Raw genomic sequence first — 25,039 nt, 5'->3', positions numbered from 1 at the left:
AAGCCTCCCCCGCCCCGTCGGCGGGGTGACGCCCCTCACGTCGGACAGTCATAAGGGGAATCAGGTCACGAACCGCCCATGACACGCGCCGCCTTCCTCGACGAACTCGAACTCCTCGTTCGCTCACGCTACTCCCTCGTGGTACTCGACACCTGGGAGTACGAGCGAGCGGAGGAGGCACTGCGACACGTCGCCTCCCGCCTCTCCCTGCACTACTTCGAATGGCGCCGGTCCAAGGGGATTCGGCGTGGCGGCGGATTGACCGACCCCTTCATCGACGACACCGCCCTCCCGACCGACGCGCTACGCCACGTCGAGCGCGAGGGGACGGGGATCTACCACTTCCCCGCGCTCAGCGCCCATTTCGAGGATCCCCTCGTCGTCGCCCATCTGCACGACGTGGTCGACCGCTTCGCCACGCGCCGAGGGACGCTCGTTATCTCGGGGGGCGATGTCACCCTCCCCGAATCGCTGCGGCAGCACGCAATCGTCATCTCCGTCCCCGCCCCCGAGGGTGAGGACTACCGCGCCTTGATGGAGCGCGTCACGAGGGATCACGCCGCCCGCATGCCGGTCCGCGTCGACCTCACCCCCTCCGATCGCGCCCGCCTACTCCATAACCTGGCCGGGCTGTCGCTCACCGAGGCCGAGAAGATCCTCACCCGCTTGATCATGACCGACGGCGCCCTCACCGCCGCCGACATCCCGCGCGTCACGGAGGCCAAACGGCAGGCCGTCGAGCAGGATGGACTCCTCGAGTATTGGCCCACCGAGGGGGGGATGTCGCAGGTGGCCGGGCTCGAGGGGCTCAAGGAGTGGCTCGCCCGCCGTCGCGCTGCGGTCCTCGACCCCGAACGGGCCGCCGCCTTCGGCCTCCCGTTCCCCAAGGGCATCCTCCTGCTCGGCGTCCCCGGATGCGGCAAGAGCCTCTGCGCCAAGTCGGTGGCCAACGAGTGGTCGCTCCCGCTGCTGCGCCTCGACCCTGGGCTCCTGTACGACAAGTACATCGGGGACAGCGAGAAGAACTTCAAGCGCGCCCTCCGCACGGCCGAGCGCATGGCCCCCATCGTCTTGTGGATCGACGAGATCGAGAAGGCCTTCGCCTCGTCCGGCGGGGAGCAGGATGGTGGCGTCTCGCGGCGCGTCTTCGGCTCGTTTCTCTCGTGGTTGCAGGACCGCCGCGGCGACGTCTTCGTCGTCGCCACCGCCAACGACGTCTCGACGCTCCCCCCCGAGTTCATCCGCAAGGGACGCTTCGACGAGGTCTTCTTCGTCGACCTGCCGCGCGCCGCCTCTCGCCGGGCAATTTTCGAGATTCACCTGCGCAAGCGCGGCACCGACCCCAAGGGAGTCGCCCTCGATCCGCTGGTCGCCGCCTCCGACGGATTCAGCGGCGCCGAGATCGAGCAGGCCATCGTCGCGGCGCAGTATCACGCCTTCAGCGACGCGGGTACGCTCACGCAGGCGCGGATCGCCCACGAGCTGTCGGCCACGCGACCGCTGTCCCGTACGATGGCCGAGTCGTTAGGGTCGCTGCGCACGTGGGCACGCGACCGCACCGTCCACGCCGACGGCGAAGCCCCGACGCCACCGCGCCCCATCCTCCTGAGCTGATCGGGAGACGGGGCGCGGGAGACCGGACGAGCCGGCCACCGCCGGCCCTGACGGCGAGCCGTCAGGCGGGTGCCCCTTCCTCCGCGTCCTCAGGGATGTTGGCCACGGCGCGCTCGACGATATCGAACGGCGTGACGATCAGGCCGTCCTTCCACCAGCGCTCCAGGTCGACCGGTCGTCCCCGCGAGCGCGCCAGGTCGAGTCGTTCGGCGAAGAACAACAGTTCGCAGCGCGGATCGTACATCTCGGGGACCGGCGCGCGGTGGTGCGTGGCGATGGCGTGGGCGACCCCGGCTCCCAGCCCCCACTGCAGCGCCGCCAGCCCCCCCAGGGGCTCGTGCAGCATGCGCAGCACCACGCCAATGACGGGCAGCGGGAATGCGACGTCGCGTCGCAGTGTCTTCCGCAGCTCGCCCAGGCGATCGAAGACGACGAGCTTCCCGACGTCGTGCAGCAGCCCGAGCGCGTAGGCCTCGTCAGGCACGGCGCGGAACGCCGGCGCCAGCCCACGCGTGATCGGCGCGACGCGCACCATGTGCTGCCACGACAGGTTCACCATGTCCTGGTACGCGCTCCCCGGGCGGCAGAGGAGCCCGTCGACCATCGTCTTGAGGACGACGTTGTGCACGCCGGAGGTCCCGACACGCTGTACGGCGCCGTGCAGCGACACGACGCGCCCCCCACCGGTGGCGTAGTACGCCGAGTTGGCGTATCGCAGGAGCGCCTGGCCGAGTCCGGGGTCCCCTTCGACCAGCGAGACCAGGCGCGACGTCGGGGCGCTCGTATCGCGCGTGACGCTGAGCGCGCGCTGCGCCGCCAGCGGCGGCTGGCGCACCACGGCGTCAAAGGACTCCAGCAGCGCGTCCAGGAAGCGCGGCGCGTCGGTCTCACGGTCCTCGCGGGAGAGCACGTTGTGCAACTCGGCCACGCGGGTGCGCACGTCGAGCTCGAGCCACCCCTGCATCTCGCGTGCATCCGCGTCAGGCGGCACGGGGGGGAGCGTCGTCGGGGCCACCGTCGGCACGGCCGAGGGCGGCGTGCGCTCCGCCGTGGTCGGGCGCGCCGTGGAGGCTCCGGCAGCTGCAACAGCCGGCCGTTCGGACGAGCGGAACCGCTTGAAGAGGTCGCCGAGCATGGAGGGACGGGTGCGGGGACTTCGCGGGACGACACCGATGGTGTCGCCAGAGCCTGCGTCTCCCCGGGAAGTATCGGCGCGTGGCGGGCGATTCTTTCCACACGCCGAGCATATCCGCGACACAAAGATGCCCTGCAGATTTGACCGCTTCGTGGCGCCACCGCATCAGGTTTCTTGTGACGCATGTCGCAAATGTTCGTCTCTCCACCGGTTCGCTCCGCGATTCGAAACCTCCGCATTGACGGCGCGTCCAGATGCACGTAGGATAGCGCGCCTCTCCCCCGGGACGTCGCGGCCACGGCCGCCCTGCGCCAATCGGCGCCTGAGAGCCTAACGACATCCGACCGCCACGATGCGGACGATGCCTAGGCCGGACCTGCGGGGCTACATCACGGTCGTGCTCCCCAATACCTGGAGGAAATGTGAAGCGGACGCTCGGACTTGTTGCAGCCGCCGGACTCGTGGTCACCGCCTGTGCCGACCCCAGCGCCCCATCGGGCGCGGCTCGGCTGGCCCCGTTACTCGTCCCGCAGGGGGACCTCACCACGCAGGTGATCCCGAACGAATACCTCGTCGTGCTGCGCACGCCGGGTGACCTTGCGGCGCAGGGCGATGCCGTCGCCGAGGCCAACGCCCGCGGCGGCGTGGTCACCGCGCGTTGGGATCGCGCCATGAACGGCTTCGCCGCTCGCCTCTCGCCGACCGCCGTCACCGAGCTGCGCCGTCGCCCCGACGTCCTCTACGTCGAGCAGGACGGCCTCATCCACGCCACCGGCACGCAGTCCCCGGTCGGTTCGTGGGGACAGGACCGCGTAGACCAGCGCAACCTCCCGCTCAACAACAGCTACACGTATCCCAACGCGGGTGCCGGCGTTCACGCCTACATCATCGACACCGGGATCAACCCGACGCACACCGAGTTCACCGGTCGCATCGGCAATGGCGCCGACTTCACCGGCAGCGGCACCACGAACGACGGCAACGGCCACGGCACGCACGTCGCCGGCACCATTGGCGGCACCACCTACGGCCTCGCCAAGTCCGTCACGCTGCACCCGGTGCGCGTCCTCAACTCCAGCGGCTCGGGCTCCTGGTCGTGGTACGTCTCGGCCATCAACTGGGTCATCGCCAACAAGAAGCTGCCGGCGGTCGCCAATGCCTCGCTCGGTGGGAGCATCAACACCTCCGCCGATAACGCGACCGACGCGCTCGCCGCGGCCGGCGTCACCTTCGCCATTGCCGCCGGTAACGACAACAGCGACGCCTGCACCGCCTCGCCGGCCCGCCGTGGCGTGACGAACGGCGTCATCAGCACCATGGCCAGCAGCAACACCGACGCGCGCGCCTCGTTCTCCAACTACGGCACCTGCGGCGACATCTTCGCCCCGGGCGTCAGCATCAAGAGCGCGTGGATCGGCTCCACGACCGCCACGAGCACGATCAGCGGCACGTCGATGGCGTCCCCGCACGTCGCCGGCGCGGCGGCCCTGTACCTCGGCAACAACCCGGCCCTCACGCCGGCGCAGGTCGAGGCCGCGATGAAGGCCGATGCCACCACCGGGAAGATCACCAACCCCGGCACGGGCTCGGCCAACCGGCTGCTCTACGTCGGCAACATCGGTGGTGGCTCGCCGCCCCCGCCGCCGCCGACCAACCAGGCTCCCGTCGCCAACTTCGTGAAGTCGAGCTGCAAGATCCAGTCGGGCGCCTACTGGCAGTGCACCTTCAACGGCACCTCGTCCACCGACGACGTCGGTGTGGTCTCCTACGCTTGGGTGGCCCACGTGGGCGAGAAGCCCAAGACCGGCGCCATCAAGACGCTGTGGATGGGCCTCGCCGGGACCTACAACGTCACGCTCACCGTCACCGATGCCGGTGGGTTGACCAACTCCATCACCAAGACGATCGTCGTGCCGTAAGCGCGACGACCACCGCAGCAACGAAACGGCCGCCCGCGACATGCGCGGGCGGCCGTTTCATTTTCGTCGCATGCGGGCGACGCTGCGGGCGACACTGCGAGCGACGCGCGCGCGTCACGCACGCATCACGCGCCCTCGTCAGGCACTCACGCCCCCGCGGCGCGCGACGCCGCCGCGGCCTGCATCGCGCTGCGGAGCTTGTCGAGCGTCTCGTCGATCACCGCGTCGTCGTGCGCTGCCGACATGAATCCCGCCTCGAACGCCGACGGAGCGAGGTACACCCCGCGCTGCAACGCCTCATGAAAGAAGCGCTTGAACAGTGCCACGTCTGCCGTCCGCGCATCGGCAAACGAGTGCACCGGCGTATCGCGCAGGAAGAAGCCCCACATGCTCCCAACCGACCCCGCGGTGCACGGCACGTCGCACTCGCGCGCGATCGTCGCGACGCCGGCCGCCAGTCGCGCGGTGCGGGCCACCATCGTCGCGTGCACCTCCGGCGTAAGCGCCTTGAGCGTGGCGAGCCCCCCAGCCATCGCCAGCGGATTGCCCGACAGCGTCCCGGCCTGGTACACCGGCCCGCTCGGTGCCACGCGATCCATGAGGTCGGGGCGCCCGCCGTACGCCGCCACCGGGAGCCCGCCACCGATCACTTTGCCTAACGTCGTGAGATCCGGCGTCACCCCGTAGACCTCGCGCGCCCCGCCCAGCGCCACGCGGAAGCCGGTCATCACTTCGTCGAAGATCAGCACCGCCCCGGTCTCCGTGGCCAGCGCGCGCAGCGCCTGCAGGAAGCCGGGATCCGGCGGGATGAGCCCGGAGTTCCCCACCACCGGCTCCACGATGATCGCCGCCAGGTTCTCCGCATTGGCCCGCACCATCGCGGTCGTCTCGGCGACGTCGTTGAACGTCGCGGTGAGCGTCAGCGCCGCCAGCGAGGCTGGAACGCCGGGAGAGTTGGGGAGCCCGAGCGTGGCTACGCCGGAGCCGGCCTTGACCAGGAACGAGTCGGCATGCCCGTGATAGCATCCGTCGAACTTCAGGATCGCATCCCGTCCGGTCGCCGCGCGTGCCACGCGTATCGCGCTCATCGTCGCCTCGGTCCCGCTGGAGACGAAGCGCAGGCGCTCGACGTGCGGCATCATCTCGCGCACCCGTTCGCCTAACAACACCTCCAGCTCGGTGGGAATCCCGAAGCTCGTCCCGCGCGCCATCACGTCGCGCAGCGCGTCCAAGACGACCGCCGGGGCGTGCCCCAGCACCAGCGGCCCCCACGACAGGATGTAGTCGATGTATTCCTTGCCATCGACGTCCCATATGCGCGCCCCCGACCCGCGGGCCACCACGAAGGGCTCGCCGTCCACGCCGCGGAAGGCGCGCACTGGGGAGTTCACCCCCCCGGGAAAGAGGTCGCGCGCACGCGCCATCAACTCCGCCGATCTCGTCATGGTGCTCGAACTCCTGCGATAAGCGAACGCCTAGTCGCTGTCGCGCAGCGCCTGCGCGGCGTCGTAGGCAAAGTAGGTCAGGATGAAATCGGCGCCGGCACGGCGAATGGCGATGAGCGACTCCATCATCGCGCGCTTCTCGTCGAGCCACCCGTTGGCCGCCGCCGCCTTGATCATCGCGTACTCACCCGACACCTGGTACGCCGAGACCGGATAGTCGGTCTCGTCGCGCACGCGCCGGATGATGTCGAGGCACGGCCCCGCGGGCTTGACCATCACGGCGTCCGCGCCCTCGGCGATATCGGCGCGCACCTCACGCAAGGCCTCGTTGGTGTTGCCGATGTCCATCTGGTAGCCGCGCCGGTCCCCGAACTGCGGCGTCGACTCGGCCGCCTCGCGAAACGGCCCGTAGAACGCCGACGCGTACTTGGCGGCGTACGAGAGGATCGGAACGTGCGCGTACCCGGCGCCGTCGAGCGCCACGCGAATCGCTGCCACGCGTCCGTCCATCATGTCGCTCGGCGCCACCACATCCGCGCCCGCCTGCGCATGACACACCGCCTCGCGCGCCAGCAGCGCCAGCGTCGCGTCGTTGTCTACCGTCTCGCCACGGATGATGCCGCAGTGGCCGTGCGACGTGTACTCGCACATGCAGACGTCGGTGATCGTGACCAGGTGGGGGAACTCGCGCTTGAGTGCGCGGACGCCCGCCGCCACCGGGCCGTGTTCGTCCCACGCGCCAGTCCCCTCCTCGTCCTTCGTGTCCGGGATCCCGAAGAGGATGATCCCCCCGACGCCTAACGTCGCCGCCCGGTCGGCATCGCGCAGCATCTCGTCGACGGACGTTTGCGCCACCCCCGGCATCGACCCGATGGGGCGACGGAGTCCGGTGCCCGGGCGCACGAAGAGCGGGACAATGAGCTGCGAGGCGTGCAGGCGCGTCTCGCGCACCAGCGCGCGGAGCCCGGCGCTCTGCCGCAACCGCCGCAGCCGCATCGTGGGAAAGGTCGTCATCGCGTCAGCCATGGTTCGCTCGTTAGGACTTGTGGGTGGGGGCCACCGCACGGGCGCGCGCGAGGAGCGCCGCCCCCCCCGACTCGAGCAGCGAGGCGGCCAGCTTCGCCCCCGCCGCCTGCGCCGACGTCGCCCCGGCGCCGTCGATCCGGATGCCACCGCGTGAGGCGCCACCGCCATCGACGTCGAGGATCACGCCGTCCAGCCAGAGTGCCCCATCCCTCGCGACGGCCAGCGCCCCTACCGGGACCTGACAGCCGCCCTCGAGCGTGTTGAGGAATGCGCGCTCCGAGACCGCCGCCTGCCACGACGCCTCGTCGTGCACGTGCGACAGCAGGTCGCGGATGAACGTATCGTCGCGCCGGATCTGGATGGCGATGACCCCCTGCGCCGGCGCCGGGAGCCACGAAGGCGGCTCGAGCCATTGCGTGATGCGGCCATCCAGTTCGAGGCGCTTGAGCCCCGCCCCCGCCAGGATGATCGCTTCCATGTTGCCGTCATCGAGCTTCTTGACCCGCGTCGGCACGTTCCCGCGCAGGTCGACCAGCTGCAAATCGGGACGCAGCTGACGGAGCAACGCGGTGCGGCGCAGCGAACTGGTCCCCACCCGCGCACCCGCCGGGAGTTCCTGCAGCGTCTTGGCCGTGGCCTGCACGTCGGCGCGGATCAGGAGCGCGTCGCGCGGATCCTCGCGCGGCAGCACCGCCCCTACGTCGAGCCCCGCCGGCGACTCGGTCGGCAAGTCCTTCAGCGAGTGCACGCAGAGGTCGACGCCGCCACCCAGGAGCGCCGCCTCGAGCTCCGCAGTGAAGACCCCCTTCCCCCCGATTGCCGGCAGCGGGACGTCGAGCCGTTCGTCGCCGACGGTCGAGAAGGTGACCACCTCGGTCGGGTGCCCGAGGGCCTCGAGGGCATCGCGCACCATGTGCGTCTGCTTGAGGGCGAGCGCCGACCGGCGGGAGCCGATGCGGATGGGACGCGCGCCGGTCGGAGCCGGCGTCGGGAGATCGTTAGGCATGCGCGAAGGACTCGGAAAGGATGCGGCGCGTGGCGTCCGCGAGCGCGGCCACGGTCGGCTCGGTGGCCTGCGCCGCGATCGGAAGGGCGCACGCCGTCGCATCTGCGGTCGTCGTTGCGCCAATGGAGACGAGGCGCGCGCGACCCCACAGCGCGGCCGGAACACACTGCGAAAAGGCGCGGGCCGCCGACCCCGAGGCCAACGTCACGGCCCCCAGTTCGCCCCGCGACAACGCCGCGGCGAGCCGAGTGGCACCGTCGGCAGAGGGGAGCGTCTCGTAGCAGGTCACGTCGTTCACCTCCCACCCCGCGTCGCGTAGCGCCGTCGGCAGCGCCTCGCGCGCCTCGCGCGCCCTGGGGAAGAGCACGCGCGCTGGAACGCCGCCGGACCGCGACAGCATGGCGGCCGCGAGGTGCGCCGCGTCGGAGACGTCGGGCACGAGCGTCACCGGCAACCCGATCGCCTCCAGCGCCTCCGCGGTCCGGCGTCCCACGGCCCCCACCTGTGCGAAGTTGAGCGATGCCGGCGCGATCCCTAACGCGCCGCAGCTGTGCGCCAGCGCCGTCACCGCGTGTCGGCTGGTGCAGACAAGCCACTCGGTCGACGCCCCATCCGCCCGCAGCGCGGTCAGGGCATCGGCCAGTTCACCGACCAGCGGATCGGGCGACGACGGCGCGAACTGAAGCAGCGGCGTGCACACCGCACGGAGCCCGACCGCCTCCAGCGCCGCCACCAGTGGCGCCGCGTCCTCCTCGGCGCGAGTCACCGCCACGCCGGGGCGCTCAGGCATTGGCGGTCGTCCCGTCCAGCGGCTGCGTGGCGCGCGCCAGCACCTCGAGCCCCTGCAAGCGCGAGAGCGCCAGCGGGAACCAGGCCGAGAAGCGCGACGCATCGCGCGCCAGTTCCTCGAGGACATCCGGGAGCGAGACCCGGCGCCACGACTCCACCTCGCGCGTATCGGGTCGCGGTTCGCCGGTCACGCGCGCTACGAAGACGTGGTCGTACTCATGCTCGATGAGCGTGGGCGAGACCGGCGCGCGATAGATGAAGGCCAGCGCCGGCTCCAGCGTCGCACACTCGAGTCCCATTTCCTCACGCAGGCATCGTCGCGCCGCGTCGGCGGGAGTCTCGCCCTCGCGCGGGTGGCTGCATGCGCTATTCGACCAGAGTCCGCCGGAGTGGTACTTCCCCGCCGCACGTCGCTGAATGAGCATCGCGCCCGATACATCGAAGGCAAAGACCGACACAGCGCGATGCAGCCGCCCCGTCTCGTGCACGCTGAGCTTCTCGGCGAGGCCCAGCGCGCGATCCTCCTCGTCGACGAGGATCACGGGCGGAGTGTCCGCGGCGGACGCGGTCATCGGCGGTGCGAGGGGCGCATGCGACAACGATACCACATTCACCCGGCGACCGCCTCGCTCGTGAGCAGCGCGCGCACCCGCGCGGCGATCCCCGGCGCGTCGAGTCCGCAGCTTGCGAGCTGCCGCGACCGTGAGGCCGCGTAGATGATGCGATCCGGGACGCCGTGCGCTACCACCCGCACGTTAGGCTCCACGCGCGCCACCACCGCCGCGAGCATCGCGCCGAAGCCGTTCACCACGCTCCCTTCCTCCACTGTCAGCAGCACGCGATGGTGCGCCGAGAGTGCGTGCAGCGTGATCTCATCGTACGGCTTGAGGTAGCGACAGTTCACTACCGTCAGGTCGATCCCCTCCGCCGCCAGGGTCTCCGCCGCTCGCAGCGCCTGCTGCACCATGGGTCCCATCGCGAGCACGGCGATGTCGCGCCCCTGCCGGAGGACTTCCCACGTCCCCACCGGCACCGGGGCGACCTCGGCGATCGGTGGCGCCACGTCGGGGGCCGCATCGCGCGGAAAGCGGAAGGCAAACGGCCCGTCGTGCGACACCGCCGTGCGCAGCATCCCCAGCATCTCGGTCGAATCCTTGGGGACCGCCAGCGTCATGTTCGGCACCGTGAGCATGTACGAGATGTCGTACAGCCCCATGTGCGTCTCGCCGTCTTCGCCGACGAAGCCGGCACGGTCCATCGCGAACGTGACCGGGAGCCGCTGCAACGCCACGTCGTGGATGACGTTGTCGTACGCGCGCTGGAGGAACGTCGAGTAGATCGCGACCACGGGGCGGATGCCGCGCGTCGCCATCCCCGCGGCAAAGGTCACGGCGTGCCCCTCGGCGATCCCGACGTCGAAGAAGCGCGACGGGTGCGCGGCGGCCACGGTCCCCGTCCCAGTCCCACTCGGCATCGCCGCGGTGATCGCGACGACATCGGCACGCTCCGTCATCAGGTCGGCCAGGCCGCGTCCGAAGACCGCCGTGTACGCCGGGTTGGCGGTCGAGACACGCAGGACCTTTCCGGTGGCCGGATCGTGGCCGGGGGGCAGGGCGTGCCACTTCTCCCCGTGTTCCCCGGCGGGAAAGCCCCGCCCTTTCTGCGTGGCCACATGCACCAGGCGCGGCCCCGTCATGGCGCGCACGGCGGTGAACGTCTCCAGCAGCGCCCCCATGTCGTGCCCGTCAATGGGGCCGAAGTAGCGGAACCCTAACTCTTCGAAGAGCACGCCGGGGGTGAGGAACGACTTGACGCTCTCCTCCCACTTGCGCACCAGCAGCTCGAGCGCGCGATTGCTCTCCACCAGTTCGCCGATCTTCCCGCGGATGCGGTTGTAGATCGGGTTGCGTTGCACCTGGTTGAGGTACTTCGACATCGCCCCCACGTTCGGGGCAATCGACATCTCGTTGTCGTTGAGCACCACGATGACATCGCGGTCGCTGTGCCCGGCATTGTTGAGCGCCTCGTACGCCAGCCCGCTGGTGAGCGAGCCATCGCCGATGATCGCGACCACCTTGTAGTCATCCCCCTGCAGGTCGCGCCCCGCCGCGATGCCTAACGCCGCCGAAATCGAGGTGGCCGCGTGCCCGGCGCCGAAGGCGTCGTACGCGCTCTCGCCGCGCTTGAGGAAGCCCGACAGCCCCCCCTCCTGCCGGATCGTCTCCATCCGGTCATTGCGCCCGGTGAGCACCTTGTGCGGGTAGCCCTGGTGCCCCACGTCCCACACCAGCTGGTCACGCGGCGTCTCGAACGCCGCGTGCAGCGCCACGCTCAACTCGACGACCCCCAGTCCCGCCCCGATGTGCCCCCCCGTGCGCGAACACACGTCGATGAGGCGCGCGCGCACGGCGTCCGCCACGGCTTGCAGCTCACCCGGGGTGAGCGCGCGCAGGTCCGCCGGCAACTGGAGTCGGTCAAGCATTCGTCTACCCTCGAGGATCGGCGACGGCGTCAGCCGCGGCCCACCCGCAGAAAGAGTTCCCACAGCATGATCGGCAGGCGCGTCGCCAGGAAGCCGTGCTCGACGGCCGCCAGCGATGCCAACGCCCCGATCACCAGGCGCCGCATCCGCCCCCCGTTGTCATCTGCCGAACGGGGAATGAGCATCCACAGCGCGAACACGCCGTACGCCGCGATCGTCACCCACAGGAGCGGCGCATTGCGCTCGGGCCCGAAGTAGCGCACGAGGTGCTCGAGATACGGCGGAAAGATTTCCGCCCCCGAGTTCACCACCCCCACGAACAGGTTGAGCTTCGCGCTCTGGTGCGCCCCCCAAAAGAGGAGCAGCGTCCACAGCGCCAGGCGGTTGCGCGCGCCACGCACCCCCCACGCCACTGCCCCGATCGTTGCCAGCGCCAGCGCCGTCACCCTGCCCGTTCGCTGAAATGACGGAAAGCGCGTTGCGCGATTGGTCGATCGCGCGCCGAGCGCGGCCTGTCACGACGCGAAAAAGCGCCCGCATTCGCGAATGCGGGCGCTTCTTCGAACTCTGCGGCCGATGGGGCTGACCCATCGCCACCAGTAGCTGGGGCCGGATTCGAACCGGCGACCCCGGCATTATGAGTGCCGTGCTCTAACCACCTGAGCTACCCAGCCATCCGTACGCTCCCCGCCGTCAAACCGCGGGACGGGAATTCTAACGACCTCGAGGCGCGCGTCATAGGGGCCGCCCATTGCCGCGGCCCCCGCCCTGTGGCCGGAACCCTCAAGCCGCGGCGCGCGGCGGTCGATGATCACTAGGAGAGGGGGCGTCCGCGGCTCGGGGCGCACCATGCACTCCATATCGTCCGCACCCGACATGTCACCGCGCGTCGCCCCGGAAAGGACCGCAGCCGCGAACGATCCCAAGGTTCAGGCGCTGGTGTCCGAGTTCATACAGGACAAGCGGCGCGAGGTCGAGGCTGAAGCGAAGGCCAGGAGTTCGGGGATGGGGCGACACATCCTCGTCGGGCTGCTCGCCGCGGTCTGCATCGCGGCCTGGATCGCGCCGTATCCCGCGGCAACCGCCCCTGCGCCCGTCGATCCCAAAGTCGAGCGTGCGAGCAGTCGCATGACGCTCTTTCTCGCCGCGCAAAGTGTGACGCACTTCCGCGCAGTCCGCGGCCGGCTCCCGACGAGCCTCGCCGAGGCCGGCGTCGAGAGCGCCCTGATCGTCTTCAATCCCGGGCTCGACGGGTCCTTCACCCTGAGCACGCACGTCCGCGGCCAGAGCGTGAGCTACGACTCGAGCGTCCCGCTACAGTCGTTCCTGGGGCAGGCCGAAGAAGTCATCTCGCAGACGGGGCACTGATGCGCAACCGCCGCGGTTTCTCGATTCCTGAGCTGTTGGTCGTCATGACGATCATGGGCATCCTCGTGCGCCTCGGATTCCCGCGCTACAGCGAGCTGCGGCGCCAGGCCGAGGCGCGCGCCATCATCGGCGACGTACAAGCGGTTCGCGTGGCCGCCTACAACTACAACACCGAGCGACAGTCCTGGCCGGCCGAAGCGGCAGCCGGTAGCGTGCCGCCCGAACTGGCCCCGCTGTTGCCCGACGGATTCCCCTTTCGCCGCGCCAACTACACCATGGACTGGGAGGTATGGCCCGGCGCCGGCAGCAGCTCCTCCAGCGCTGTGAACTCCGCCTCGCCGCTCATCGCTCTCTCGATCGACACCCCCGACACGCTGTTGACGAGCGCTCTGCGCTCTGCCGCGAAGGTGGGCATTCCCTACTTGATCTCCGGCTCGCAGACCACGTTCTTGCTCGCGGGGTTCGGCAACAACTATTGAACGGTCGGCGTCGCGCCGCGCAGTGTCACGGCGCGGGCTACGTCCACACCAGTCGGCGACTCTGAAACGAAAACGCGGTCGGCGCCCGAGGGCACCGACCGCGCTGTTATTCGTCGAACGAGTAGCGGGGGCGGGATTTGAACCCGCGACCTTCGGGTTATGAGCCCGACGAGCTACCAGGCTGCTCCACCCCGCGTCAGGAAGGCGGAATCTAGACGGGGGGTGGATGAAGTCAAGGGAACAGCGGTGTTCGCTATTTCGTCCCCTTCGCTGGCTTCTCTGCCTCGGTGAAGCGGTAGATCAACTCCTTGTCGCTGCGCACCATCCCGTTCTCCTCGCGCGCGATTCGCTCCTGCAACACGGGATCGGTCGCAAGACGCCGCTTCAGGCGCGTGAGCGAATCGACATCATGCTGGAGCGAGTCGATCGTGCGCCGCAACACCGCGTCGCGTGAGCGCTGCCGAAACAGGTCCGTGGTCGAGTATTCGCCTCCCTGCACCGCGAAGTACACGACGAGCACGAGCCCGAGGGCGACGGCGAATCGTTTCATCTCAGCGCAGGGATCGCGTGGCGGGCACGCGGGCGACGGGGCGCATCACAGGCCGTAGATCGCCCCACCCGGATACTCCGCGATGTCGCCGAGTTGTTCCTCGATGCGGAGCAGCTGGTTGTACTTCGCCACGCGGTCGGTACGCGAGGCGCTCCCGGTCTTGATCTGCCCTGCCCCGGTCCCGACGGCAAGGTCGGCGATGAACGTGTCCTCGGTCTCGCCACTGCGGTGCGAGATGATCGAGAGATAGCCGGCGGCGCGCGCCATCTCGATCGACTCCAGCGTCTCGGTGAGCGTGCCGATCTGGTTGACCTTGATGAGGATCGCGTTGGCGATCCCGCCTTCGATCCCCTTGGCCAGGCGCTCGGTGTTGGTCACGAAGAGGTCGTCGCCGACGAGCTGGCAACGATCGCCTAACGTGGCCGTCAGCTGCGCCCATCCATCCCAATCGTCCTCGGCGAGTCCGTCCTCGATGGAGACGATGGGATACTCATCCAGCCACTTGGCGTAGAGCTCGACCATCCCCTTCGCGTCGCGCGTGCCGCCGCCGCTCTTCTTGAACGTGTACTTCTTCCCCTTCTTCTCGAACAGCTCCGACGCGGCGCAATCGAGCGCGAGCGCGATCTCCTTGCCCGGCGCGTAGCCCGCCGCCTCGATCGCCTCGATGACGACCTTCAGCGCGTCCTCGTCGCTCTTGAGGTCCGGGGCAAAGCCCCCTTCATCACCGACGCCGGTGCTGAGCTTGCGCTTGACGAGGACCTTCTTGAGCGAGTGGAAGACCTCCGCCCCCATGCGCAGCGCCTCTGCAAACGACTCGGCGCCCACCGGGACGATCATGTATTCCTGGAAGTCGACCGTGTTGGTCGAGTGCGCGCCGCCGTTGAGGATGTTCATGAGCGGCACGGGCATGGTGCGCGACAGCGGGCCGCCGAGGTACCGATACAGCGGGAGGCCGCTTTCCACGGCCGCTGCACGCGCCACCGCCATCGAGACGCCCAGGATCGCGTTCGCGCCCAGCTTTCCCTTGTTTGGCGTTCCGTCCAGGTCGATCATCGTGCGGTCGATTTCGACCTGCTCCGTGGCGTCCATGCCGCGCAGCGCCGGGCCAATCGACTCGATGACGTTCTGCACCGCCGTCTGCACGCCCTTGCCCAAGTAGCGCTTGGCATCGCCGTCGCGCAGTTCGAGCGCTTCATGCTCGCCGGTGGAGGCGCCGGACGGGACCGCCGCGCGACCGGCAGCGCCGCTCTGCAGCGTCACGTCGACCTCGATGGTGGGATTGCCGCGGCTGTCGAGGATCTCGCGCGCGTGGATGTCGAGGATGGTGGACATAATCCTTGGAGAAGACGGGAAACGGGAAGTCGTACAGGTCTGGCTCTACCGGCGAAACCGACGTGGTCCGACTGCAAACTACCGAAGTCCGACTCCCGGCGTCACTCGGCGACGCCGGCCGGATCGCGATCGGGGACCGCGGCGCTCGCGACGCCGTAAACGTCGTGCAGCGCTTCGGCCATGCGGTCCCACGTGAGCTGGGCGAGCTCGCCGCGCTGGTCGTAGCCGTAGCCGTCGGTGGGAATCTCATCCAGAAAGTGCAGGTGCACGTCGCCCGCCCGCACGCGCCGGGCCCCCTTGGGGTGTACGGCGATCGTCCCATAGACGATGGTCGGGACGATGGGGACGCCCGCAGCGATCGCGAGGACGAAGGGACCCTTCTTGAAGGGGCGCAGGGCGTAGCCGTCGCCGCGCGTCCCTTCGGGGCAGACGATCACCGATGCGCCGGCTTGGATGGTGCGCGCCGCCTTCTCGTACTGCGCGAAGGCCGCTTTCCGGTTGTTCCGCTCGATGAAGATCATCCCCGCGGCCTTGGCCGCCGGGCCGAAAATCGGAATGCGCAGCAGCTCTGCCTTGGCGATCCACTTGGAACGCGGCAGGACGCCAGCGAGCGCAAAGACGTCGAACAACGAGATGTGATTCGCCACGTAGATGCGCGCGCCGTCGCGCGAGATGCGTTCGGCGTTGTGGAGGTGCAGTCGCACGCCCCCCGCCCACAGGATCGCCTTGGCCCAGAGGCGCGGGCCCCAATCGTAGATGGAGCCACGGCGGTCGGGCAGGCGCAGCATCGCCGCGACAAAGACCAGCCCCCCAATCGTGGGGGTCACCAGCAGGAACGTCAGGCCAACAAGAAGCGCGCGCATCACGGCGAAAAGTGATCGTACCCCACACTGAGGTCAACGCGCTCCGCGCCCCCAGAGCGTACGGCAATCACCGACGGCTCCTCGGAGACGCGCGCCCGCCCGATCTCACTGAGCGGCAGGGCGAACGTGCGCGCGAAGTCGTTGGCATCGAGCGCCTGCGGTGAGGTGAGGATGAGTTCATACTCCTCGCCTCCGCGAATCGCGTCCTGCAAGGTGCAACCGCGCATGATCGGAATTCGGTCAGCGTCGATCCGCATCTCGAGTCCACTGGCGACGGCGAGATGCCGAAGCTCGGACGCGAGTCCATCGGAGATGTCGATCATGGCCCGCACGCCGTGCTGTGCCAGCCACAGGGCTTCCTGCAGGCGCGGACGCGGGTGGGCGAATCGCTCGCGCGCCATGGGGTCGACGGCCTCGCCGCGCATCAGCGAACGCAGCGCCGCCGTGGGGCCGCCGAGTACGCCCGTGACGTAGATCAGGTCGCCCGGGAGGACCGCGTGGCGATGCGTCGGTGTGGCCGTGGAGCCGATGACCGTGCAGGTGACCGACAGCTCGGAGGCGCGGGTAACGTCCCCCCCGACGATCGGCGTCCCCGAGAGCCTCGCGGCTTCGCCGATCCCGTCTGCGAGCGCCTCGACCTCCGGGAGCCAGCGTTCGGGGATGCCAAGGGCGACGACCAAGCCGCGGGGGGCGGCGGCCATCGCCGCGAGGTCGCTGAGTGCGGCCGCCGTGGCGCGATAGCCGATTTCGGTCGCCGTGAGCCAGTCGCGTCGAAAGTGGACGCCTTCGACCGACGCGTCGGTGCTCACCACGACGCGTTCGCCGGGTGGGAGATCGAGCACCGCGGCGTCATCGCCGATGCCCGACGCCGCCGTGCCCCAGCGTGCGATCATGGCGCGGACAAGATCGAACTCCTTGCCCGAGGCAAGGCTGATGTGCGGAACGGTCACGGGGGGAAGTTACGTGTCGCCGACCCGCGGCAGGCGGGCCAAATAGTCGTCGGAAGGGGCTGGCTCGAGTCGCCACGCCTCGTTCAGGGAACGAAGCACATCGTCGAGCGTCACGCCGCGAACCGGGCGGCCGGCGTTGGCCAGCTCCCCAGCCTTGCCGTGGATCCACGCCGCGCACGCCGCCGCGGCGAACGGGTCGCCGCCCTGCGCGAGCAGCGTGGCCGCGATGCCCGCCAGCAGGTCGCCACTCCCCGCCGTCCCCAACACGGGGGTTCCCGCCGCGCACACCACCGATTCACCGTCGGGAGCCGTCACGACGGTGGGGACGCCTTTCAGAATCACCGTCGCGTGCAGCGCGCGTGCGAGCCGAGCCCCCACCTCGAAGCGTTCATCGAGGACAGTATCGAGGTCGACGCCAATGAGCCGGGCAAATTCCAGGGGATGTGGTGTGACGATGGCATTGCGCCCGTCGAGCAGGTCGCCGAGCGCGGTCTCGTCGCCGGCGAAGGCGTTGAGCGCATCGGCGTCGAGCATCACCGGGCCCGACCAGGAGGTGAGCCACCGGGTGACGCGTTCGCGACCGCCCGCTCCTGCGCCGAGCCCCGGGCCGATGAGCAGGACGTGTGGCCAGGCCACGAGCGCCTCGTCGGGAGGACCGTCGGGCCAGGGGGCGGCCGTCGCCTCGGCGACGGAGGCCTGAAGCGGGGCGACGCTCGCCTCGTGCACGCAGACCTTGACCATGCCGATTCCTGCGTGGAGGGCCCCGCGAGCGGCGAGCGAGACCGCGCCGGCCATTCCGCGGTCGCCCCCGACGATGAGCAGGCGTCGCCGGGTCCCCTTGTGCGCCTCGGCGGCGATCGGCGGGACGCGTGCGGCAACCCACGGTCGGTCGATTAGCACCGGGGCACCATCGGCGAGGTCGGCGTGTTCCCCCAGCCCGATGTCGAGGGCGACGATCTCACCGCACGCCGAGCGAGACAGGAGCTGTCCACGCTTGACGGTCCCGAAGGTGATCGTGAGGTCGGCGCGCACGGCGCCCGGCGCGAGTTCGCCGGTGCTGGCGTCGACGCCGGATGGAAGGTCGAGGGCGACGACGATCGCGCCGTGCCGGCGCGCTTCGTTGATGCGCGTCGCCGATTCGGCGACCGCCCCGCGCAGCGGACCCTGTGCGCCAGTGCCTAGGAGGGCGTCGACGACGACGTCCGGGGGTGACGCCGGCGTGCCTAACGCGACGAACGGGAGAGCGTCCTCGCGCGCGGTGGTGGCGTCGGTGGTGCGCGGCTCAAGGACCTGCTCGACATGCACGAGCATGCCGGCGCGGGCGAGTTCGGCGGCGACGATCCAGCCGTCGCCCCCGTTGTTCCCTGGACCGCAGCAGACGAGGGCACGGCGGCCCCGTGCCGGTGCGAAGCGGTCGAGGATGACGCGCGCCGCGCCTGCACCGGCGCGACGCATCAGTTGGAGCGATGGGATCCCCGCGGCGATCGCTGCGGCGTCTCGAGCGGCAGCCTGATCGGATGTCACGACGCGGGCCGTCATGGGGCTGGTCGCGACTGGGGGAGCGCGATGAGACTACTTGTGAGACTGACCGACGGTACGGCCGAAGCTGATCTCTCCGTTATCAATGCGGATGTTGAAGCCGCACTCGGGATTGCTGCACACCCAGGCCTTGTAGGTAATCGGCGCACCATCGCGTCCGTAGTCGCTGAGCGGGAGAAGTACGCCCTTTTCGCACTTCTGGCAATGCGGGAAATCCATGGGTTGTGTCACTGCGCCTCCAAGCGCGAGGAAGGAACACATCGCTGTTCGCGATGCGTCGTCAGGCCAAGTGAGCGGCGCTCCACGGATACGCCTGCTCGAACGCCTGATCGAACTCGTACACGTCGACAAAGTCGAGGCGCGAATCGGTAGGCTGGCTCATGAGGAGCCCCAAATCCACCATCGTAAACACGATGTCACCGACATCCGCCGTCGCCCGCACGCCCCAGTGCTCGAGCACCAACCGCGCCATCACCCCGAACTTCTCGAGCGCGAGATCACGGACCGCCGACGCGAGCTCACGCCCGTCGATGTGTCGACGCTCCGTCATCCGCCCTTGCTGGAACTCCAGCGCCGCGAGCACGAACAGATACGCGTGCTCGTCGAACCGAGTCTCCCGCAAGCGGATCTGATCCCAGATCCCGTCTCGAAAAGCCAACTCCGCCACCCTCGCGATTCCTCCTGCGGGGCGAATGCCCCGTCATTCAAGGATCGAGCAGATCGATAAAAATGCGGTCGGGTCGGGAGGGACACAACCCACGTGACGACATACCGTGATGCTTGTGAAGTTTCGGCCCGCGCCGGCCCGCACTTGATGGACCGTGCGCGTCGTCACACGACGGGCGCGTGTGTCCGCATCGTGCGGCGGTCGCTGGGTCCGCTGGCGCCCCCGACGTTCCTGCGATACGGCTGCAACGGACGCCCCGACGCTCGCGCGACGGCGGCGGCAGGAATCGATTCCAGCACGTGGTCCGGCGAAGGATCGCCGGCTGGCGCGACCCCTTGCGAACGGCCGGCGCCGTCACGTGGTGTCCCGACGCCACCGCGCCGTTAGGCGGCCCCGCCCAGCCTCGGCCCATCGAGTCCCCCTCGCGCCGGGGGCGCGGGGGCCGCATCATGATGACGCCCGTTCATCTTCCCAACCGTCCTCGAGAGGTTCCTCGTGCCTCGCTCGCTTGCCCTGCTGTCTCGAGCCCTGCTCGCGCTCATCCTCATCGCCCCGGTCGCTGGCGCGCAGGCGCATGACGCACCGTCGCGTCCCTGGCCGCCGGTCGCGACCTTCTCGATCCTGGGCTACGACCCGGCGACGGGCGAAGTGGGAGGCGCCGTGCAGTCGCGCGTCTTTTCCGTGGGGAACGGTGTCCTCTGGGCGGAGGCCGGCGTGGGCGTGGTCGCCACGCAGGCGATCGTGGACGTGAGCTACGGCCCGCAAGCGCTCGCGCTCCTGCGTGGCGGGATGAACCCTAAGGACGTCGTGCAGAAGGTCTGGGGCGACGATCCCGACCCCCGTCCCACGGACTGGACCAAGCAGGGGCGACAGTTCGCCGTGATGAATGCCCGCGGCGAGGTCGCGGCCTTCACCGGGCCCAAGGCGTCGACCTGGGCGGGCGATCGACAGGGGCGCTATTGCTCGGCCCAGGGCAACATCCTGGCGGGAGAAGCCGTGGTCACGTCGATGGTGGAGGCCTTCGAGCGCACCACTGGCCACCTGTCGTTGCGGCTGCAGGCTGCCCTGGAGGCCGGGCAGGCGGCGGGAGGCGATACGCGCGGGATGCAGTCGGCCGCGATGGTGATCGTGAAGCAGGGCGCGGGCGTGTGGCTCCACAACGACGTCGTGCTCCGGTTGCAGGTGGACGACGCCCCGGAGCCGATCAAGGAGCTGCGCCGCCTCGTGGAGAAGGCAGCCGAACAGCGCGCGCGCATCCGTCGTTAGGCGCGGCGCGTTCGCGGGGCGCGGTCACAGCCGCGCCAGGACCTCGCCGAGGATCGCCGTGGCGCGGCCGAGCACCACCACGTCCGCCTCCGGCAACTCCTGCAGCGCGGCTTGCAGCCGGGCGATGCGACGCGCCCTCCCCTCTTGCAGCAGGCGGATCCCCTTGGGCGTCGCCCGCACCCGCACGACGCGGGCGTCGTCCGCATCGCCCTCGCGCTTGACCAGTCCGTGCGCCTCGAGTGCCGTGACGAGTCGCGTCATCGTGGGGGGCTTGACCTGCTCGGCCGCCGCAAGGTCTCCCAGGGTGATGGGGCCGCCGAAGACGACGACCGAGAGCGCCGAGGCGCGGGGGCCGCTCAGACCGGTCCTGCGGTCCTCGGCGCGCAGGCGTCGCAGGAGATGAATCGCGGTCGAGTGGAGGCGGTCGGCCACCCGAGCCGGTGTACACGTGTCGTCAGGATCTCTTGCCATGGGCTTCGAGGGTTCGCATATTCGTTAGCAAAGCTAACTATTAAGCACGCTACGGCGCCCCCTCCCCCCTTGCCGACTCGTCCGGAGGAACCATGAGCAGTCCGTCCGTCGCCATTTCGCGCCTGGGGCAGGTCGCCATCCCGGCGCAGGACATCGCGCGCGCGATCGCCTTCTACCGGGATACGCTCGGGCTTCGCCTGCTGTTCGAGGCGCCACCCAAGCTGGCGTTCTTCGACTGCGGCGGGGTACGCCTGATGCTCTCCGAGCCGGAGGGCGGGACCGCGTTCCAGCCCGGATCCATCCTGTACTACCTCGTCGAGGACCTTCCCGCGGCGCACGAGGCGCTCGTGGCACGCGGGGTCGCGTTCCTGCACGCGCCGCAATGCATCGCGACGATGCCGGATCATGCGCTCTGGATGGCGTTCCTCAACGACTCGGAAGGGAACGTGGTCGGACTGATGAGCGAGGTGCGGTCCTAGCTGGTCGCCACGTTCCCGTGCGCATCAGCGGGGGCCGTACGAGAGCGCCGGCCCTTCGCGCGCGGGCGCGATCGACGGTGTCAGCTCGTGTGCGTCTCGACGCCGACGACGACCGGGATCCCGTGGCGCACGCTTTCCGTGACCACGCAGAAGTCCTCGAAGATCTCGAGGCATCGCTGCATGCGGGGCTCGTCGGCTTCCGACACCTCCGGAAAGAGCTCGATGTGGAGGCTCCCGACGCGCAGGCGCTTGCGCTCGTTGCGCACGAGTGTCCCCTTCGCCGTCACACGGAGCCCGCGCAGTTCGATGCGCGCCTTGCGCAGGCAGAAGGCGAGTGATGAGGCGAGGCAGGAGGCCATGGCGGTGGCGAGGACGCGCGACGGGTTGGGTGCACTCCCCTCCCCGAGCGGCGGCGTCTCGTCGACGTGGAAACCTTCCGCTCCAGCGAGCTCGGGATCGACCGCGAATCGGTAGCCCTGCTCGAGCGTGAGGGTGACGCTGAAGGTCCCCTCGTCTTCGGTCGGCGTCTGCGCCGGACGCGATTCGCCGGCGTCGTGGGATGCGGGCATGTGCGGATGGGCTGTCCGCCAGCCGCAAGCTGGCGGGATTCCCCGGCGGAACGGATCCGCTCGAGGTCGGTCGGACGGTTATCGCCTACCCCAACGAACTTATCGACCGCTACGTGGTCGTCCTAGGGGACGCGCAGCGTTCGGCACGACGACGCGCGCGCACATCGTCCCGTACGGGCACCCGATGCGCACCGAGCTGGGCACGTGCGCCCGTTGCAGCCGCAACGACCTGAGCGGTCGCGTGTCGCGGGGGTGGGAGGCGGTGCCAGACGTCTCGGCATGGCTCGCTCGTCCTTGAGCGTCCTGCGGCCCACGACTAGCGTATCGGGGGGGGGGCCTCGGTGTCGCACCGCGCGCCTTCGTGCGCGGGGTGGGGCTGTGCCGGTGCCCCAAGGAGCCGTTGCAGGGGGGGCCGAACAGCTATCCCGACGGCTGCGCGCATCCCCATCCTTGCCGGGCGGACCGACGCCGTCCGGCGCGTTCGGGCCGACGCCCGAACCGCCCAGGACGCCCGTGCCCCCACGCTTCCTCGCCGCTGCTCCCCCCTGTATCGAATGGACACCCTCATGAGCGGTCTCCCGGATCACCCGACGGCGCGTCACACCCCTTCCGCGTGCGACGGCGTGGGGCGCGGCGCCGGTGCCGCCTCCGCGACACCGGATGGCGGGCACGCCGAGTCCCGGTGCGTGGGGAATGGGGCCCGCCGCGGGATCGTTAGGTCGACACCGACGCGCGGCATCGGCTTGTGGCTCGCGGTCCTGCTGCTGGCGGGGTGCGCCTCCCGCACCCCGGTCCAGCTGCGAGCCGTTTCTGCGGCCGCGCCGGTGCGCGTCTGGGGCGACCTGCGGGGTGTGGTCTCGCTGGACGGTGAGCTACTGTCGCTGCGTCTCGATAGTGCATCGGTGCAGTATCTCGGGCTCGCCGCCTCGGACAGCACGCCGCTGGAGGACGTGACGGTTCGCGCGGTCGTGGCGTCTGACTCCGCTGGTCGCGGGATCCCGCAGGGGGTGAGCGGGGCGTTGCAGGTGGCCGACGTGCTGCGTGTCGGTGAGCGGCGCACGTTGACCGGCGAGACGCTGGCGCTTCCCCTCCCGCCGGGGGTTCCGGTGCGCGGGTTGTGGCTGGCGTTCCAGTTTCGTGGGACGGCGCGTCCGGCGGGGCGCGAGCCGGAGTTGGTGATTGCCTACGCGTGCAGCGAGACGAACCTGCTGGGGGCCACGAAAGGGGCCCGATTGCGTACCCGCCGGATGCGGGCAGGGGACGTATCGGCGTGCCAGTTGTAGTTTGGGTGTGAGGTGGGGCCCGCATCGGGCCCTTTGGGGTCGCGAGCGTTTCAGGGGACAATTCGCGACTTTCGGTTCCTCGCCGTTGGTACCACGCATTACATTGTCCCTGACGCCACCAACCCCTCAAGGGCGTCACCTTCACTCCCAGCCTTGGAGTGCCGTATGCCTGGACGAAAGCGCGACACGCGGTTCTCGTCGCGGCGCCAGCCGGCTCGTTATGCGGGCGCCGCCAATCGCAAGGGCAGTGACAACTTCGCGTCGAAGCTGACGGAGAAGGATGTCAGCAAAGCCCGCCAGATGCACAAGCGCGGAATGCCACTGCACGAACTCGCCGACAAGTTCGGCGTGCATGCATCGACGATGTCCAGAGCGCTGCGAAAGCTCACGTTCCGGCACGTCAAGTAAGAGATGATGGCGGTGAGAGGTCGTCGCGGCCGCCGCATCGCGAGCGCCGTGGCGATCTTCCTCACCGCCATCGCGCTGCAGCGCGCCTGTACCCTGCCGTGGGGGCGCGCTGCAGCACCTGACGGTACCACGTACGAACTCACGGCGGTGGGGCTCTCGCGCCTCGCGTCGCCGCCAGGTGTCGTGCGTAGCGACTGCCGGTGGTGGCCGCGCTATGGCGACGCCACGCTCTGCCGCGCTGCGCCTGACGGAGCCGTGGCCCACGCGAGACTCCGCTTCGCGTATCCCCTGCTGCAAGTCGCCCTCTGGTTGTCGGTGGCCAGCGTCTTCCTGCAGGCACTGCGCGTGCCGCGCCAGCGCCCGTTGCAGGTGGCGGTTCCCCTCGCCGCCTGCATCCTCTCGGGTGGGGCCATCGCCGTCATGTCGCGCGGGGCACGCACGGGACTGGCGGCGCTCGCCGATGCCCCCCCCGCGCTCGGCGGCGCCGGCCACGCCTTCGCGATCGCCGCCGTGGTGCTGAGCGCGCTGAGCGCCGCCCTCCTCACCGAATCGTTCTCCGCCGCTCGCGACGCCTAGCGATGTCGGGAGTCGCGGAGCTCCGATCGGGGCCGGGACGCCTCGTCCCCTGCTGCGAGCGGGAGAGCGGTTCGCAGGTGATGCCGCTGGCCCTCGACCCGAAACCGTCGCGTCGCGTCGCGCTCGTCTCGTGGCTCGCCCTCGCGCTCGCCCTCGCCTTCTGGCCCGCCGTGGGCACCCGCGTGGCGAGCGCGCAGCGTCCGGCACGACCGCCCGCGACGCGCGTTGCACCTCCCGATCAACGCCAGGCGCTGGTGCTTCCGCCCCTCCCCATTCCCGCCGATTCGGTCGCCGGCGACAACGCGGCATTCAACACGCTGCCGGCACAGGTTCGTAAGGTCCTCGATGTTCGCCAGCACATCCGCGCCTTTGGCGGCGACCCGGCCGTGGTGTGCGTGCCGCTGAGCACCACCGCCGACGGAAGCCGGCGTCAACGGCTGCAGGGTCGGCTGCGCGACGGACTCAGTCTGGTGGTCTTCGCGCGCGCCACGCGCGACGGCGTGCTCTCGCGCGTGGAGTTCGTCCGGCGACTCCCCACGGGTGGGCAGGCGGGCTACACCTGGGACGCGCAGGGCGACGCGACCATGGCGATGGAGTGGGCACCGGGCTCCTCCGATGCCACATCGCACCCCGTGCCACGCGGCGGACCCATTCCGCGGGCGCTGCGCGGGCTCGGCCGCATCGTGCTGACCTGGCGCTGCGCGGAGTCCTGAGGGCCGATCCAGACACCGGCGCCGGTTAAGGGGCGTGGCCCCCCGGCCGAAGCGAGAGGCGGCCGGTGCGGCGGCGCGTGGACCCCCCCCCCCCCCCCCCCCCCCCCCCC

26 protein-coding genes and 2 tRNA genes are annotated in these 25,039 nt (G+C 69.9%); 10 read left to right on the top strand and 18 right to left on the bottom strand.

What is annotated here, in order from left to right; all coding sequences use genetic code 11:
* Positions 1–78: 78 nt before the first annotated feature.
* On the top strand, positions 79–1,614 hold the full coding sequence (locus IPN47_06990; protein MBK9407786.1) for an AAA family ATPase: 1,536 nt from the start codon (positions 79–81) through the stop codon (positions 1,612–1,614).
* Positions 1,615–1,675: 61 nt separating this feature from the next.
* Here the strand turns inward: IPN47_06990 and IPN47_06985 are convergent, their stop codons facing one another.
* Positions 1,676–2,749 (bottom strand): HDOD domain-containing protein, encoded by a 1,074-nt coding sequence (locus tag IPN47_06985; protein MBK9407785.1) that lies wholly within the window; start codon positions 2,747–2,749, stop codon positions 1,676–1,678.
* A 422-nt stretch (positions 2,750–3,171) separates the two neighbouring features.
* Between IPN47_06985 and IPN47_06980 the strand changes: the two genes are divergently transcribed.
* Positions 3,172–4,668 (top strand): S8 family serine peptidase, encoded by a 1,497-nt coding sequence (locus tag IPN47_06980; protein ID MBK9407784.1) that lies wholly within the window; start codon positions 3,172–3,174, stop codon positions 4,666–4,668.
* A gap of 146 nt (positions 4,669–4,814) precedes the next feature.
* Here the strand turns inward: IPN47_06980 and hemL are convergent, their stop codons facing one another.
* From hemL to IPN47_06940, 8 genes are all read right to left on the bottom strand, one after another.
* Positions 4,815–6,113, bottom strand: coding sequence for a glutamate-1-semialdehyde 2,1-aminomutase (gene hemL / locus IPN47_06975; protein ID MBK9407783.1), 1,299 nt, complete (start codon positions 6,111–6,113; stop codon positions 4,815–4,817).
* 30 nt (positions 6,114–6,143) lie between these two features.
* Positions 6,144–7,127 carry a porphobilinogen synthase gene (gene hemB / locus IPN47_06970; GenBank protein ID MBK9407782.1) on the bottom strand — a complete coding sequence of 328 codons (984 nt, stop codon included), beginning with the start codon at positions 7,125–7,127 and terminating at the stop codon, positions 6,144–6,146.
* Positions 7,128–7,149: 22 nt separating this feature from the next.
* Entirely contained in the window at positions 7,150–8,145 is a 996-nt protein-coding gene (gene hemC, locus IPN47_06965) for a hydroxymethylbilane synthase (protein ID MBK9407781.1), read from the bottom strand.
* Positions 8,138–8,935 carry a uroporphyrinogen-III synthase gene (locus tag IPN47_06960; GenBank protein ID MBK9407780.1) on the bottom strand — a complete coding sequence of 266 codons (798 nt, stop codon included), beginning with the start codon at positions 8,933–8,935 and terminating at the stop codon, positions 8,138–8,140. The genes hemC and IPN47_06960 overlap by 8 nt, the downstream gene beginning before the upstream one ends.
* Positions 8,928–9,506: an isopentenyl-diphosphate Delta-isomerase gene (idi, locus tag IPN47_06955; GenBank protein MBK9407779.1), complete on the bottom strand. Its 579-nt coding sequence runs from the start codon at positions 9,504–9,506 to the stop codon at positions 8,928–8,930. The genes IPN47_06960 and idi overlap by 8 nt, the downstream gene beginning before the upstream one ends.
* Before the next feature lie 38 nt (positions 9,507–9,544).
* Positions 9,545–11,416 carry a 1-deoxy-D-xylulose-5-phosphate synthase gene (locus IPN47_06950; protein ID MBK9407778.1) on the bottom strand — a complete coding sequence of 624 codons (1,872 nt, stop codon included), beginning with the start codon at positions 11,414–11,416 and terminating at the stop codon, positions 9,545–9,547.
* Positions 11,417–11,445: 29 nt separating this feature from the next.
* Entirely contained in the window at positions 11,446–11,862 is a 417-nt protein-coding gene (locus IPN47_06945) for a DUF3623 family protein (GenBank protein ID MBK9407777.1), read from the bottom strand.
* 154 nt (positions 11,863–12,016) lie between these two features.
* Positions 12,017–12,090: transfer RNA gene (locus tag IPN47_06940), tRNA-Met, on the bottom strand.
* Positions 12,091–12,355: 265 nt separating this feature from the next.
* Here IPN47_06940 and IPN47_06935 point away from each other — a divergent pair.
* Together IPN47_06935 and IPN47_06930 are read left to right on the top strand one after the other, a co-directional pair.
* Positions 12,356–12,784 (top strand): hypothetical protein, encoded by a 429-nt coding sequence (locus IPN47_06935; GenBank protein ID MBK9407776.1) that lies wholly within the window; start codon positions 12,356–12,358, stop codon positions 12,782–12,784.
* The gene (locus tag IPN47_06930; protein MBK9407775.1) at positions 12,784–13,263 is read left to right on the top strand and encodes a type II secretion system protein; all 480 of its coding nucleotides are present in this window, start codon (positions 12,784–12,786) and stop codon (positions 13,261–13,263) included. The genes IPN47_06935 and IPN47_06930 overlap by 1 nt, the downstream gene beginning before the upstream one ends.
* A 122-nt stretch (positions 13,264–13,385) precedes the next feature.
* On the opposite strand, the gene IPN47_06925 is transcribed toward IPN47_06930, so the two are convergent.
* The 7 genes from IPN47_06925 to IPN47_06895 all read right to left on the bottom strand — a co-directional run bounded on the left by IPN47_06925 (position 13,386) and on the right by IPN47_06895 (position 19,119).
* Positions 13,386–13,459: transfer RNA gene (locus tag IPN47_06925), tRNA-Met, on the bottom strand.
* 57 nt (positions 13,460–13,516) lie between these two features.
* Positions 13,517–13,813 (bottom strand): septum formation initiator family protein, encoded by a 297-nt coding sequence (locus IPN47_06920; protein ID MBK9407774.1) that lies wholly within the window; start codon positions 13,811–13,813, stop codon positions 13,517–13,519.
* A 45-nt stretch (positions 13,814–13,858) separates the two neighbouring features.
* Positions 13,859–15,145 (bottom strand): phosphopyruvate hydratase, encoded by a 1,287-nt coding sequence (gene eno, locus IPN47_06915; protein MBK9407773.1) that lies wholly within the window; start codon positions 15,143–15,145, stop codon positions 13,859–13,861.
* Between the two features lie 101 nt (positions 15,146–15,246).
* A complete protein-coding gene (locus tag IPN47_06910) occupies positions 15,247–16,008 on the bottom strand; it encodes a 1-acyl-sn-glycerol-3-phosphate acyltransferase (protein MBK9407772.1) in 762 nt (253 codons plus the stop codon).
* Complete coding sequence (gene thiL, locus IPN47_06905) at positions 16,008–16,901, bottom strand: thiamine-phosphate kinase (protein ID MBK9407771.1); 894 nt, start codon at positions 16,899–16,901, stop codon at positions 16,008–16,010. The genes IPN47_06910 and thiL overlap by 1 nt, the downstream gene beginning before the upstream one ends.
* 66 nt (positions 16,902–16,967) lie before the next feature.
* The gene (locus IPN47_06900) at positions 16,968–18,497 is read right to left on the bottom strand and encodes an NAD(P)H-hydrate dehydratase (GenBank protein MBK9407770.1); all 1,530 of its coding nucleotides are present in this window, start codon (positions 18,495–18,497) and stop codon (positions 16,968–16,970) included.
* Between the two features lie 280 nt (positions 18,498–18,777).
* On the bottom strand, positions 18,778–19,119 hold the full coding sequence (locus tag IPN47_06895; GenBank protein ID MBK9407769.1) for a hypothetical protein: 342 nt from the start codon (positions 19,117–19,119) through the stop codon (positions 18,778–18,780).
* Positions 19,120–19,659: 540 nt separating this feature from the next.
* Here IPN47_06895 and IPN47_06890 point away from each other — a divergent pair.
* Entirely contained in the window at positions 19,660–20,430 is a 771-nt protein-coding gene (locus IPN47_06890) for a DUF1028 domain-containing protein (GenBank protein ID MBK9407768.1), read from the top strand.
* Positions 20,431–20,454: 24 nt separating this feature from the next.
* On the opposite strand, the gene IPN47_06885 is transcribed toward IPN47_06890, so the two are convergent.
* A complete protein-coding gene (locus IPN47_06885; protein ID MBK9407767.1) occupies positions 20,455–20,901 on the bottom strand; it encodes a MarR family transcriptional regulator in 447 nt (148 codons plus the stop codon).
* A 92-nt stretch (positions 20,902–20,993) separates the two neighbouring features.
* On the opposite strand from IPN47_06885, the gene IPN47_06880 reads away from it, so the two are divergent.
* Positions 20,994–21,380 carry a VOC family protein gene (locus IPN47_06880; protein MBK9407766.1) on the top strand — a complete coding sequence of 129 codons (387 nt, stop codon included), beginning with the start codon at positions 20,994–20,996 and terminating at the stop codon, positions 21,378–21,380.
* 80 nt (positions 21,381–21,460) lie between these two features.
* Here IPN47_06880 and IPN47_06875 read toward each other — a convergent pair whose 3' ends face one another.
* The gene (locus IPN47_06875) at positions 21,461–21,949 is read right to left on the bottom strand and encodes an OsmC family protein (GenBank protein ID MBK9407765.1); all 489 of its coding nucleotides are present in this window, start codon (positions 21,947–21,949) and stop codon (positions 21,461–21,463) included.
* 566 nt (positions 21,950–22,515) lie between these two features.
* Between IPN47_06875 and IPN47_06870 the strand changes: the two genes are divergently transcribed.
* From IPN47_06870 to IPN47_06855, 4 genes are all read left to right on the top strand, one after another.
* Positions 22,516–23,232 carry a hypothetical protein gene (locus IPN47_06870; protein MBK9407764.1) on the top strand — a complete coding sequence of 239 codons (717 nt, stop codon included), beginning with the start codon at positions 22,516–22,518 and terminating at the stop codon, positions 23,230–23,232.
* A gap of 165 nt (positions 23,233–23,397) precedes the next feature.
* Entirely contained in the window at positions 23,398–23,640 is a 243-nt protein-coding gene (locus IPN47_06865; GenBank protein MBK9407763.1) for a hypothetical protein, read from the top strand.
* Between the two features lie 3 nt (positions 23,641–23,643).
* A complete protein-coding gene (locus tag IPN47_06860; protein MBK9407762.1) occupies positions 23,644–24,216 on the top strand; it encodes a hypothetical protein in 573 nt (190 codons plus the stop codon).
* A 2-nt stretch (positions 24,217–24,218) separates the two neighbouring features.
* On the top strand, positions 24,219–24,929 hold the full coding sequence (locus IPN47_06855) for a hypothetical protein (GenBank protein ID MBK9407761.1): 711 nt from the start codon (positions 24,219–24,221) through the stop codon (positions 24,927–24,929).
* The last annotated feature ends 110 nt before the right edge of the window (positions 24,930–25,039 follow it).

It is taken from the genome of Gemmatimonadota bacterium (assembly GCA_016719105.1).
Classification (GTDB): Bacteria; Gemmatimonadota; Gemmatimonadetes; order Gemmatimonadales; family Gemmatimonadaceae; genus SCN-70-22.
This window is presented reverse-complemented; position numbering and strand designations above follow the sequence as displayed.